Source organism: Gemmiger sp. An194 (assembly GCF_002160145.1).
In the GTDB taxonomy this organism is placed as follows: domain Bacteria; phylum Bacillota; class Clostridia; order Oscillospirales; family Ruminococcaceae; genus Allofournierella.
In genome coordinates this window covers 46997-59898 of record NZ_NFKA01000012.1, presented here as the reverse complement: position 1 = coordinate 59898, position 12902 = coordinate 46997, and the positions used below count along the sequence as shown (strand labels likewise).

Sequence of the window (12902 nt, the reverse complement as noted above, 5' to 3'; positions counted from 1 at the left end):
ATAATAAGAAAAAACACCACGGAATCCCAATGCAAAGGAGCGATGCCCCATGTATGCCATCGTGAACGGCTTAAAACTTTTTTATCATAAGGAGGGCAGCGGCCGACCGGTGATTCTGCTGCACGGCAACGGCGAGGACCACACCATCTTCGACGTGGCCATCAAGGATCTGGCCCGGTCCTACACCGTCTACGCGCTGGACAGCCGCTCCCACGGCAAGAGCGACCCGGTGCCCACCCTCACCTACCGGGAGATGGCCGAGGACGTGGCCGCCTTCATCCGGCAGCAGGGGCTGGAAAAGCCCGCGCTGGTGGGCTTTTCGGACGGCGGCGTGGTGGCGCTGCTGGTGGCGCTGCGCTGGCCCGAGCTGCCCGGCAGGCTGGTGGTGGCCGGGGCCAACATGACCCCCGCGGGCATCAAGCAGCCCTGGCGCACCCTGATGCGGGTGCAGAACCGCATCTCCCCGGACCCCAAGCTGGACCTGATGCTCACCCAGCCCCATCTGGCGGGCTGGCAGCTCACCGGCATCACCGCTCCCACGCTGGTGCTGGCGGGCGAAAAGGACCTGATCGACGAGACCCAGACCCGGCGCATCGCCCGGTCCATTCCGGGGGCGAAGCTGCTGATCCTGCCCGGCGAGACCCACGGCAGCTATGTGGTCCACAGCGACAAGCTCTACCCCGCCATGGCAAACTTTCTGCGGGGCTGACCTGCAAACAATCCCGGCGCGTTCCCCTTGCAAAAGAGGAACGCGCTTTTTTGCGGAAAATTTTCAAAAAATGTGAACCGCCGCCCGCTTCGCGACGATCACAGAATGCAAGGGGGATGAACCAAACGCCCCCGGCGCCATGGCATTTTTTCAAAGAGAGGAGAGGACGCGATGCACGCGGAGGAGGTAGCCCGCCTGGTGGACCGCTTCGGGCCGGAAATCTACCGCTACTGCCACCGGCTCACCGGCCGGACCCAGCAGGCGGAGGATCTGTATCAGCAGACCTTTTTGAAATGCCTGGAGCTGACCCTCACCCTGGACGAGCGCAGCAATCCCCGGGCGCTGCTGTTCAGCCTGGCAGGCGGCATCTTCAAAAACGAACAGCGCAAGGCCGGGCGGCGGCTGGCCATTGCAAGGCCGGTGGAGCTGGACGGCGACAACGCCCCCGAGCCGCCCGCGCCGGACGACCCGGCCCAGGCCACACAAAACCGGGCCCAGAGCGCGGCCCTGCTGGCGGCGGTGGACCGGCTTCCCCCGAAGCTGCGCATTCCCATCACGCTGGCCTACGGCTTCGACTGGAATCTGGAGGAGATCGCCCGCATGGAAAAAGCCCCGGTGGGCACCATCAAAAGCCGGCTGCACAAGGCCCGGCAACTGCTGAAAAAGGAAATGGAGGCCCAAGGCTATGGAACACTTTGATCTGGACAAGGCCCTGCAATCCCAGCTGCACGCCCCCGCCCCCGGCCCCGCGCCGGAGCTGGACGCGGCCCTGAAGGCCAAGCTGTGGCAGCGGCAGGAGCAGCTGGACACCCAGCCCGATGCCCGGGCGGTGTCGCTCTGGTGGCTGCCCATGGTGGCCAACTTCATCGTCTGCGGGGTGCCCGCGGTGATCTTCGCGCTGCCCATCATGCCGCTGTGGGCCCATCTGGCCTCTTTTGCGCTGGCCTGGCTGGCGGTGGGGGGCGTAGCGCTCACCCTCATCAGCCTGCACATGGCGGACCTGCGCGCCGCCACCACCATCTATCTGCCCAAACGGACTCGAAAAAAGGAGGGGTTTTAAATGACTGCAACCGCTCTTCCCATTGTATTTTTTCTGATGATTTTCCTCTGCATGGCATCCAGCCTTGCCTTTCTGGTGCTGCTGGCCATCTGGCTGTATCGGGACGCAAAGCTCCACGGCCAGGACCCGGTGCTCTGGGTGCTGATCTGCATTTTCGCCAGCCCCATCATCGCGCTGATTTTCTACCTGGCCTTCGGCCGCAAGCAGACCATGCTCCCCTGCCAGAGCTGCCAAACGCCCATTCCCCACACCGCCCGGTACTGTGAAGCCTGCGGCGCGGCCAACGAGCAGTACGGCCAGCCCCTGCCCCGCCGCAAAATGAGCGGCTTTTTAAAGGGAGCCATCGTCACGGGTGTTCTTTCCATGCTGAGCGTGGTGTTCACGTTCGTGGCCCTCTTTGCCCTCATGATGAATGCCGGCAGTAGCGCCGTCCCTACGGAATCCACCTCTCTGCCCATTCGTGGCTCGTCCTTCAGCGTGAACAGCGGCTGGTCACTGCTTAATCTTCAAAACCACAACGAAGGGGTGTGGACCTTCACCATGAACAAATCCAGCAACGGCTACCATCTGGACTCCACCTTCACGCTGGATGACCCGGACACCCGCACCCTGATGGCCAATGTGGACTGCACCGGCGGCCCGCTGCTGCTGAACATCAGCCAGGACGGCCAGCTGGTGGAGAGCATCGACCTTTCCCGCGCCGAGAGCCAGCCGGTGGCCATCCCGCTGGACGGCTGCACCGCCGGGCAGGTGGACCTGCAGCTGGTGAACGAGGGCGCTACCGATATTTCCGGCCACGTCTGGGTGGAATAAACGAATACGCAAAAAGCCTGAGCGGCTCGGCTGAACCGCTCAGGCTTTTACTATTTGTATAAAATCGTCACAATATTTGATTTTTCTGGTCATACAGGGTGTGCATGCCCAGAAACAGCGAGCCGAAGCTGGCCGCGGTAACCACGGTGCAGATGGCGATCATCACCGCGATCTGGTACAGAATGGCCGTGGTGGGCAGGGTGCCGGACAGAATCTGGCCGGTCATCATGCCGGGCAGCGATACGATGCCCATGCCCACCATGGAGTTGAGGGTGGGCAGCAGAGCGGTCTCCAGCGCCTGCTTTGCCAGCGGCTGCAAAATCGCCCGGGGCGACGCGCCGAAGCCCAGCAGCGCCTCCACCCGGGCCCTCTGGCCCTGCAGGCTCTCCCGGAAGGTCTTGATGCCCAGCGAGATGCCGGTCATGGTGTTGCCGATGAGCATGCCCGCCAGCGGGATGGTGTACTGGGGATTGAAAATGTTCTCGCCCACCACCGCGCAGACGAAATAGGCCAGCACGAACACGCCGCTCAAAGCAATGGAGGCCGTGATGATGACCTGAAACCGCCGGTTCAGCCCGGGATTGCCGCTGAGCACCCGATGCACCGCAAAGCCCACCATCACCGCCAGATACACCACCACGAACATCGGGTTCGGGTTCTGGAAAATGTAAGACAGCACAAGGCCCGCGATCACCAGCTGCACCGTCATCTTCACGCTGGCCACCACCAGCAGGCGGGTCTTTTCCACCCCGCTCTTCTTCATGATGGCGATTACGACAATCAGCAATAAGTAGATCAGAGAAAACTGCCAGAGCTGCAGCTGTACGATTCCGCTGTTCATGCTCTCGCCTCCAATCGAATCTCCTGGTCGGCAAACTCGTCCACCAGCGAGCGGCTGTGGCATATGCACACCACCGTGGTGCCCCGCTGGCGGCAGGCCGCCTTCAGATTGCCCAGAAACTCCCGGGCGGTCACTTCATCCAGCGCGGCGGTGGGCTCGTCCAGCAGCAGCACCTTGGGCCGGGCGGACAGATAGATGGACAAAAACACCCGCTGGCGCTCGCCGCCGGAAAGATTGGCGCAGCTGTCCTCCGGCGAGAGAGGCATGCGGCAGATCTCCAGCGCGTTCACCATCTCGGCCCGGCTCACGCACGCCTCGCCCCGCGCGCCATAGAAAAAGGCGAACTGGTCGGCCACATTGCCCTCACACAGGTACACCTGCTGGGGAGCCAGCAGCACCTGCTTGCGGTAGTCCAGCACCGGCAGGCCGCCCAGAGGGCTGCCCTTGTATTCGATGCGCCCGGCGGTGGGCAGAACGGTGGCGTTCAGCAGCCGCAGCAGGGTGCTTTTGCCGCAGCCGCTGGGGCCGGTGATAAAGGTCATGGAATGTTCCCGGATGGATATCTCCGGGTAGCGCACCAGGTCCTGGAATTCAGTCCCGGCGCTCACATGCAGCAGGCACATGGCGGCCTTGCCTCCTTTTTTGCACAAAGCTTGCGCCGGGTGCATCCACCCGGCGTTGTTGCCGATTATACCCCACCCGGCCCGTTTTCGCAAGAGGGGGCCAGCGGAATGCAGACATTCTGCTGTTTTTACACTTCCGGGGGCATGGCGCGCATCCATCCTTGCGCGCGGGGGCACAAAGGTGTATGATTTTTTCAGCGGACATGCTTTTTCCTAACGCCCGCCGCGCAGCAGCCGGCCGGGCGAATCGGAGCGGCATGCAGACCACTCGATAAAAAGGAGCGCAAAACAAAATGCTGGACCGTACTGTTTACGATACCTATGTTCGAATCCTCACCCGCGAGCTGGTGCCCGCGCTGGGCTGCACCGAGCCCATTGCCATCGCGCTGGCGGCCGCCAAGGCCCGGGAGGTGCTGGGCGAGGAGCCCCGCCGCCTGCTGGTGAAATGCAGCGGCAACATCATCAAGAACGCCAAGGGCGTGATCGTGCCCACCACCGGCAACATGCGCGGCATCGATACCAGCGCCGTGCTGGGCGCGCTGGCGGGCAACGCCTCGCTGGGTCTGGAGGTGCTGAGCAAGGTAGGCCCCGCCGATCTGGAGGCCACCCGCCGGATGCTGGCTCAGGATGTTTGCACCGTGGAACTGCTGGACACCCCCTCCCGCCTGCACATCATTGTGGAGATCAGCGGCGACAGCCACACCGCACTGGCCGAGATCCGGGACGAGCACACCAACGTGGTGCGCATTGAGCGGGACGGCGAGCGCCTGTTCTACAAGGAGGTGGAGGCGGTGGCCGACGAGGACGACACCGATCTGGATGCCCTGAATCTGGCAGACATTCTGGAATTCGCCAACACCGTTGTGCTGGACGACATCCGCCCCATCATCAAGCGGCAGATCGAATACAACACCCGCATCGCTCAGGAGGGCATGACCCATGCCTACGGCGGCCGGGTGGGCGCCACCCTGATGCGCCACTACGGCGGCGACGTGCGGGTGCGGGCCCGGGCGCTGGCCGCTGCGGGCAGCGATGCCCGTATGGGCGGCTGTGTGCTGCCGGTGGTCATCAACTCGGGCAGCGGCAATCAGGGCATCACCTGCTCGGTGCCCATCATCGTGTACGCCAAGTACCTGGCCGCCACCGAGGAGACCCTGTACCGGGCGCTGGTGCTGAGCAACCTGACCGCCCTGCTGCAGAAGCGGGGCATCGGCCGGCTGAGCGCCTTCTGCGGTGCGGTGTGCGCGGCCTGCGGCAGTGGCGCGGGCATCACCTACCTGCACGGCGGCGACTACGACGCCATCAGCCGCACCATCACCAACACGCTGGCCAACGCCTCCGGCATCGTGTGCGACGGTGCCAAGGGCAGCTGCGCCGCCAAGATCGCCACCTCGGTGGACGCGGCCATTCTGGGCCACGAGATGTCGCTGGACGGCAATACCTTCGGCGCGGGCGAGGGTCTGGTGAAGGAAAACGTGGAAAAGACCATTGCCAGCATCGGCCGCATGGCCGCCGACGGCATGCGCGAGACCGACAGCGAGATCCTGCGCATTATGATCGATCAGGGCTCCGGCTGCTGATCGCCCCTCTTCCCCGAAAATTCATTCCATTAGAAAAGAAGACCCGGGGCCGCGTGGCAGAACACCACGCGGCCCCGGGCCTTTTATGATTGCAGAAATGAGGAATTGTCAAAAGAATGCGCTTCGGGCGGCTCAGCCCTCCTGAAAGACCACTTCGGTGCTGCCGTTCTCGCCCACCTCAATGGCAAAGCGCTCGGCGGCAAGATCCATGGTCAGCGCGGCGGTGTGGCCCTCCTTCTCCCAGCGCAGGGTCAGCTGGGCGGGAGCCGGGTTCTCCACGGTGAGCTTGGCGTCCCAGCCGAAGGCGGGGCAGCTGTTGCGCAGGCGCAGCAGCTCCAGCTGGCGGCGCACCACCGGCTGCTCCAGCTTCTCCACCGCGTCCTCCAGGCTCAGGTTGGTGCGGTTGATCTCCTTGTGGCCCGCTCCGCCGCCGCGGCGCACCGCCTCCAGATCGTTTTTGCCCACGAACAGGTCCAGATACCATACCTGGGGCTTGCCGGGCATGAACAGCTGCAGGGCACGGGCCATCAGCATCTTCCGGTCGCTTTCGCCCAGCGCGCTGTAGTAGGTGCAGTTCACCTGGTAGTACATGTTCTTCGCGCCGTGCAGGTCCTTCACAAGACCGCCGCGGCCCTTCAGGGTCTCCACCATGGCCTGGATGCGCTCCTCGGGCAGCAGGCCCTTCAGGTCCAGCAGGGGGATGCCGTCGTGGCAGCCCAGCATGTTCACCACACGCATGCCCTTTTGCTGGATGTCGTCGATCCAGCGCACCAGATATTCAAAGTTCTTATGCTCGAAGGCATCCAGAATCAGGCCGGGCAGGAAGAAGTCGTAGGTCATGCAGCCCGTCTCGCACAGCTTTTCGTGGGTCTTCTCCCCGTAGCTGGCGTGGATCTCGGGCAGGATGCTCAGGCCGTACTGCTGAGCAATGCCGCCCACCCGCTGCAGCATCTGCCAGGTGTCCGGCTCGTTCAAAAAGTTCTTTGCGCCGGGGGTCTTGGGGGCGTAAGCGAAGGCATCCAGACGGATGATCTTCGCGCCGTAGTCCGCCAGCTTGTGCAGGGTCTCGTCGTAGAACTCCCATACCAGCGGCGAGGCCACGTTCAGGTCCATCTGGCCCAGATAGCTACGGCGGCTCTCCAGATGGTCCACCACCGCGGCCTTGTGGGCCTGGAATGCGCCGAAGTCCATGGCGGCGGGCTTTTCGCCCCGCTCCAGCGCCGCGTTCACCAGGTCCGCAATGCGGCTGGCCGCCTGATACTGGATACCCAGGCTCTCCACCAGCTCGCTGGCGTCCACCCTGCGGTAGCGCACCTCCTGATAGAAGGTGTTCCAGTAGGGCACCTCGCTGCCGTCCGGCATGCGCACCATCAGGATGGGCAGGCCGGGCTTGCGGAAGAACATGTCCTTGATTTTCTCCGCGTCCGGCTGGATGTAGCCCTCCTCGGTCATCTGGCCGTGGCCGGCCCAGAACTTGTTCCAGTTGATGAAGAAGTCCTTATAGCGGGAGTTCTCGCCGTTTTTCAAAAGGTCCTGGAACTGGGGCGACAGCACCGAGGCGTGGTTCAGGATCAGATCGAACTTCAAATCGATGCCAAGGCGGCGCAGCGCGTCCAGATCGGCCTGACCGGCGTAGCACTCGTTCAGGTTGTAGTCGATCACCGAGAAGCCCCGGTCCAGATCGGTGTTGAAGATGCTGGGCAGGATGTAGAAGGCATCGAAGGCGCCCTTCATCTCGCCCCGGCCCAGCAGGGCCACGATGTCGGCCAGAGTGCCGCCCATGCTGTCCGGGTAGGCGTTCAGCATCACACCGGCGGAAAGTGCGATTTTGTTTTCCATTGCTCTGTTCCCCTTTCTCTCTTGTTGCGCCGCTCAGGCGTTGGCCATCAGGGCCTGGTAGTCGGCGTAGCTGAGCAGCTCGCCGCTCTTGGACAGAATCACAGCCGCCTTGTGGGCCTGAGAGGCCAGCAGGCCCTGCTCGATCTCCAGCACCATGGTGGTGAAGGGGCTGTCCACTTTGCCGTCCCGGTTGCGCTCGCGGCGGTGGGCCATGGTCTCGGCGGGGGTGCTGTTCAGCAGCACCGGCAGGTCCACACCGGCCAGGTTGTCGTTGTTGCTGTGGGTCCACTCGATGATCAGCACGCTGGTGGCGGAGAAGTCCACGGTCTCAGTCCACAGCTCGCTGGGGCGGCGGCCCATCCGCTTCAGGGCGATGTGCTCCGCGCCCGCCTGGAACTGGGCGATGATGCCGTTCACCCGGTCGAAGTCGATCTCATTGGGGGTGCCCAGGTAGCCCTTCAGGCCACGGCGGCCCGCCGCCTGGTAAACGCTCAGCCAGCTGTATTCGCCGCACAGAGCCGGGTCAGCGTCCTTGTCCGCTTCCATCAGCTCATGGAGCGTTTCGCTGATTTCAGCGGTATGCAGGCCGGAGGCCACCAGGCCCTTCAGGCCGAAGTCCCGGAACACGCGCAGACGCTCGGCGTCGTTGTACTCGGGGATGCGGTGGGGGTAGTTGTCGCCGGAGAGGATATAGCTCTTCGCGCCCAGCTGGCCCAGGTACCAGCCCAGCAGGGACGCGGTCTCGCTCTTGCCCACGCCGGAGCCGCCGCACACGCTGATCACGCACCGCTGCAGGGGCTTATTCTCCAGAGCGGCGATCATCTTGTCCACCAGAACGGGCAGGATGGTCTTGGCCTTGGCCACGTGGCTCTCGGTGATGAGCACCTTGTCGCCGGGCATGTCGCCGTGGGGGATCTCGGCGGGCAGGGTCATGGAATCCAGACGCTCGGCCAGGCCCTCGCGGGCAGCCTTCAGGGTGTTCAGCAGCGTGTTGTTCATAATACGTTCTCCTTTGCGCTTTGGAATGGATGAAAACTTGTTTGGTATCTGCAAAGGCCCGTTTGACTTGCCCCCCGCCGCTGTGGGATAATAAAAAGGAAAATTTCGCGGCGAGAGGAGCAACGGCCCTATGGCAACTTTAAAAGATGTGGCGCGCCTTTCCGGCGTGACGGTGACCACCATTTCCCGGATGCTGAACAACCGGGTCAACGTGAGTGAAAAGACTCGCGCCAAGATTCTGGCGGCCATGGAGGAGCTGGACTACCACCCCAACGAGCTGGCCCAGTCGCTCATCAAGCAGAAGAGCAGCTTCATCGGGCTGATCGTGCCCTCGGCTAAACACTTCTTTTTCGGCGCGGTGATCGACTGCGTGGAGCGGCATGTGTGCGCCAGCGGCTACAAGCTGCTTTTGTGCGTGTCCGACCTGGACGTGAACAAAGAGGTGGAATATTTCCACATGCTGAAAAGCAACAAGGTGGCGGGGGTCATTCTGGCCAGCCACACCCAGAACCTTTCCCAGCATGTGAACCTGGCCAACCTGCCGCTGGTCACCATCGACCGCACCCTGGCGGATTCGGTGCCCAGCGCCTGCGCCGACAACTACACCGGCGGCCGGCTGGCGGCGGAGCATCTGCTGGACCGGGGCTGCAGGCGGCTTGCCTACATCAGCGGCAGCGCGGGCATCGAGATGGACGCCAACAAGCGCTGGGTGGGCTTCTGCGATGTGTGCCGCGAGCGGGGGGCCGAACCTCCGGTGATGGTGGACGCCAGCGAGCGGGACTTCATCGCCATGCGCTACGAGCCGCTGATCCACCAGCTGTTCCAGGAGCACCCGGAGGTGGACGGCGTGTTCTCGTCCAACGATATCATTGCCGCCCAGGTGCTGCAATATTGCAGCCAGCAGGGCATCGATGTGCCCGGCCGGATGAAGGTGGTGGGCTACGACGACACCGATCTCGCCTGCCTGACCACCTCGCCCCTGACCACCATCCACCAGCCGGTGGATGACATCTGCCGCTGGGCAGTGGAGCGGATCGTGGCCGGCGAAAACGCCGGTGCGCCGGAAGCAAGGGTCTTCCCGGTGCAGCTGATCCAGCGCCAGAGCACCTGAAGCGCTCCTGTTCCTCCCTCATCATAAAAGATGCGGGGCGAAATGTCAATCGTTTGACATTTCGCCCCGCATACAAAATATGCTCTCGCTTTTGGTGAAAACTCACAAAAGCGGGGGCATTGTTTTTTCTTCGGCTTTTCGCCCTTCCGGTTGCCGCGTCGAAATACAGCAATATCTGCTCATCGAATTTTTATTCTTTATTTTCGCATATTTCTTGCATTTAAAGAATATTTATGCTAATATCATGCATATAATCACAATTCGGCACACAGAAAGAGCCGAAAACGAGAGGGGGACGCGCCCGGCACCGGCCGGGCCGGAACGGATATGGAAAAGCTTTGGGCAGGGCGGGCACAGTCCGCCACCAGTAAAATCGCGGACGATTTCAACTCGTCCATCCACATCGACTGCCGCATGTACCGGCAGGACATCACCGGCTCGCTGGCCCACGCGGCCATGCTGGCGGCGAAGGGCATTCTGAGCGGGGCGGACCTTGCCGCCATCACCAGCGGGCTGGAGGACATTCTGGCCGAGCTGGACAGCGGCACTCTTGCCATCGACCCCACCGCCGAGGACATCCACATGTTCGTGGAGGCGGAGCTGACCCGCCGCATCGGGGACGCGGGCAAGCGGCTGCACACCGCCCGCAGCCGGAACGACCAGGTGGCCACCGACCTGCGGCTCTATCTGCGGGATGCCTGCTCTTCGCTGCAGGACCAGATCAAAGCGCTGCTGGAGGCCATTTATGAGCAGGCCAAGGCCAATCAGGATGCCATCCTGCCGGGCTATACCCATCTGCAGCGGGCGCAGCCGGTGTGTTTTGCCCATCATCTGCTGGCCTGGGCGGCCATGCTGCAGCGGGATGTGACCCGCCTGCAGGACGCGGTGGGGCGCATGAACTACAGCCCTCTGGGCAGCTGCGCGCTGGCGGGCACCACCTACGACACCGACCGGGCCATGACCGCCGCAGCGCTGGGCTTCGACGGGGTGTGTCAAAACAGCATGGACGGCGTATCCGACCGGGACTTCTGCGTGGAGATCCTGAGCGCGCTGGCCCTTGTGATGATGCATCTTTCCCGCTTTTCGGAGGAGATCATCCTCTGGTCCAGCTGGGAATTCAAGTTTGTGGAGCTGGACGACGGCTTCACCACCGGGTCCAGCATCATGCCCCAGAAGAAAAACCCGGACATGGCGGAGCTGGTGCGCGGCAAGACGGGCCGGGTGTACGGCGACTTAATGGGCACGCTGACCATGCTGAAGGGGCTGCCGCTGGCCTACAACAAGGACATGCAGGAGGACAAGGAGGCCATCTTCGACGCCATCGACACGGTGAGCCAGTGTCTGGAGGTGTTCGCGCCGATGGTGCGCACCATGAAGCCGCTGAAGGCGAACATGTACGCGGCGGCGCAGAAGGGGTTCATCAACGCCACCGACCTGGCGGATTACCTGACGCGCAAGGGGATGCCGTTCCGCAGCGCCTACAAGCTGACGGGCCAGCTGGTGGCGAAATTCATCGCGGAGGGCAAGGTGCTGGAGGATGTGAGCCTTGCGGAATACCAGAGCCTGAGCGAGCTGTTCGATCAGGATGTATACGAGGCGATCGATCTTGCGGCCTGCGTGGCGCGGCGCACAAGCGAAGGCGGCACCGGCCCGGCCTCGGTGACGGCCCAGCTGCAGCAGCTGGAAGCGTTTCTGGCGAAGCTGTGAGGATTTGGATAGAAAAAAGGAGCACCCCGGGCGGGGTGCTCCTTTTTTGGTTAAACAATTATCTCTTTATCAGTTTTCCTGTTATTTTCTCCAGCAATTCTCGTTTTTCATTTTTATTTAGCAAGATTATGCTACTTAAAACGAAATTGGTTATTGCAATCAAACAGGCAATAAAAATGAACTCAATCCAATTGTTTATTGTAAAGAAACTTCTCACAAAGCTTGAAACTGCAATACAAACAACTGCATTCGTTATACACATCAAATTAACCGGATAAAAAACCGTTGCTTTCTGATCGAGGCTTCGGGCCGCCAGAGGAATCAAAAATAGCAGATTTCGAATTACTGCTACCACTGTACTTGTTCCAACAATGACATACATACCAAACGTTTCATCGGAGTTTATTCTTAAAATTCCAAATACGACGAGAGACGAAATTACACCACTTGCAAGAACTGATACCGAATAAGCCTTCAGGCGATTTGTTACTGTAAAAAGTTGGAAAAGAACCTGGCTTCCACACAAAAAAATAGATCCTGCACAAGCCAGCATTGAAAGCCTGGACAACAACATATAGTCTTGCCCCGGGACCCATAAACGGAAGAAGTCATCGCTTAGAACCATTATTCCTGCCAACGGTGTCACCATCAAAACAGAAGATATTTTGACCCACTTTTTCACATTGGCTACAAGGTTTTTAGAATCTCCCGTAGCATAATCGATTACCATCGAAGGCACAAACACTCGATTAATTGAATTAGAAAATTCAGTCATCAATGTATATAATATCTTAGACAGCGAAATCAGACCCATCGCTGTAGAATTAATAAACAAATTGGCAACGAGGAGGTCCAATCCGTTCAATAGCATCCATCCTGCTGATGTAATCGAATTCCATATACCAGCAGAGAGAAGCTGCTTAATGGCATCAATCGACCAAGTTCTCTTCCCTTTCCGAAAACCGATCTTCAATCGAGGAGTCAAAGCATGGGTGTTATACCCATTTACACACAAATTTATCGTTCCAACGATGAATGTAACCAAGCCAACATACCATACTTTAGGAACAATCAATGTCAACGATATGTAGAGCAACGCACATTTCAAAAGTGACGTTATCACGTTAGGAATATATTGCCTATCCAGTCTATTCGTTGTAAATACGCCACACTCCCAGTTAGGTGCTGCAGTAGCTAAAAAGAAGTTGAGAAGCACAAGCGCAAATAGCCCCTTAACATCGCTTACCAATTCGGGAGGGATATCAATCCATTTTTGAAGATTAAAAATTCCCCAAAACATTATCGGAGCAAAAATCAGGACCAGAGCTAAATTGCCCCAAAAGACCGAATTATAATATAAATTCGCTTTCTGATAATTCTGCTTGTTATATTCAATTGATATAAACCGCGCAGCCATACTATTGAGGGCAAGGATAAACAAATTCAAGTATGTTGTAAAATTGTTAGCAAGCGTGATAAACCCGTTTGCCTCTACACCAATTTTACTTACAATATACGGGGACATAAAAAGGTTAATGCAAATGCTTGTCCCCAACACCAAAAAACTGCACGCAAGGTTTATTGCTGTTCGGCTACCATTTTTCATTACTTTATCCTATC

Annotated in this window: 12 protein-coding genes; 7 read left to right on the top strand and 5 right to left on the bottom strand. The window is 60.0% G+C overall.

Annotation, left to right across the window (positions count from 1 at the left end):
• Positions 1 to 49: 49 nt before the first annotated feature.
• From B5F28_RS08885 to B5F28_RS08870, 4 genes are all read left to right on the top strand, one after another.
• On the top strand, positions 50 to 709 hold the full coding sequence (locus B5F28_RS08885) for an alpha/beta fold hydrolase (protein WP_087295353.1): 660 nt from the start codon (positions 50 to 52) through the stop codon (positions 707 to 709).
• A gap of 171 nt (positions 710 to 880) precedes the next feature.
• The gene (locus B5F28_RS08880; RefSeq protein WP_087295351.1) at positions 881 to 1408 is read left to right on the top strand and encodes an RNA polymerase sigma factor; all 528 of its coding nucleotides are present in this window, start codon (positions 881 to 883) and stop codon (positions 1406 to 1408) included.
• Entirely contained in the window at positions 1395 to 1769 is a 375-nt protein-coding gene (locus B5F28_RS08875; protein WP_087295349.1) for a hypothetical protein, read from the top strand. The genes B5F28_RS08880 and B5F28_RS08875 overlap by 14 nt, the downstream gene beginning before the upstream one ends.
• On the top strand, positions 1770 to 2582 hold the full coding sequence (locus B5F28_RS08870) for a zinc ribbon domain-containing protein (protein WP_087295347.1): 813 nt from the start codon (positions 1770 to 1772) through the stop codon (positions 2580 to 2582). It begins immediately after the preceding gene.
• A 67-nt stretch (positions 2583 to 2649) separates the two neighbouring features.
• Here the strand turns inward: B5F28_RS08870 and B5F28_RS08865 are convergent, their stop codons facing one another.
• Positions 2650 to 3423 (bottom strand): ABC transporter permease, encoded by a 774-nt coding sequence (locus B5F28_RS08865; protein ID WP_087295345.1) that lies wholly within the window; start codon positions 3421 to 3423, stop codon positions 2650 to 2652.
• A complete protein-coding gene (locus B5F28_RS08860; protein ID WP_087295343.1) occupies positions 3420 to 4046 on the bottom strand; it encodes an ABC transporter ATP-binding protein in 627 nt (208 codons plus the stop codon). The genes B5F28_RS08865 and B5F28_RS08860 overlap by 4 nt, the downstream gene beginning before the upstream one ends.
• A gap of 293 nt (positions 4047 to 4339) precedes the next feature.
• Between B5F28_RS08860 and B5F28_RS08855 the strand changes: the two genes are divergently transcribed.
• On the top strand, positions 4340 to 5626 hold the full coding sequence (locus tag B5F28_RS08855) for an L-cysteine desulfidase family protein (RefSeq protein ID WP_343212755.1): 1287 nt from the start codon (positions 4340 to 4342) through the stop codon (positions 5624 to 5626).
• Positions 5627 to 5758: 132 nt separating this feature from the next.
• Here B5F28_RS08855 and B5F28_RS08850 read toward each other — a convergent pair whose 3' ends face one another.
• Together B5F28_RS08850 and B5F28_RS08845 are read right to left on the bottom strand one after the other, a co-directional pair.
• Entirely contained in the window at positions 5759 to 7465 is a 1707-nt protein-coding gene (locus tag B5F28_RS08850; protein WP_087295341.1) for an alpha-amylase family protein, read from the bottom strand.
• A gap of 33 nt (positions 7466 to 7498) precedes the next feature.
• A complete protein-coding gene (locus B5F28_RS08845) occupies positions 7499 to 8464 on the bottom strand; it encodes a nucleoside/nucleotide kinase family protein (RefSeq protein WP_343212754.1) in 966 nt (321 codons plus the stop codon).
• Positions 8465 to 8594: 130 nt separating this feature from the next.
• Here B5F28_RS08845 and B5F28_RS08840 point away from each other — a divergent pair, with 130 nt between their 5' ends.
• Complete coding sequence (locus B5F28_RS08840; RefSeq protein ID WP_087295339.1) at positions 8595 to 9575, top strand: LacI family DNA-binding transcriptional regulator; 981 nt, start codon at positions 8595 to 8597, stop codon at positions 9573 to 9575.
• Between the two features lie 327 nt (positions 9576 to 9902).
• The gene (argH, locus tag B5F28_RS08835) at positions 9903 to 11282 is read left to right on the top strand and encodes an argininosuccinate lyase (RefSeq protein WP_087295337.1); all 1380 of its coding nucleotides are present in this window, start codon (positions 9903 to 9905) and stop codon (positions 11280 to 11282) included.
• Between the two features lie 58 nt (positions 11283 to 11340).
• Here argH and B5F28_RS08830 read toward each other — a convergent pair whose 3' ends face one another.
• Positions 11341 to 12888 (bottom strand): MATE family efflux transporter, encoded by a 1548-nt coding sequence (locus tag B5F28_RS08830; RefSeq protein ID WP_087295335.1) that lies wholly within the window; start codon positions 12886 to 12888, stop codon positions 11341 to 11343.
• Positions 12889 to 12902 lie beyond the last annotated feature (14 nt).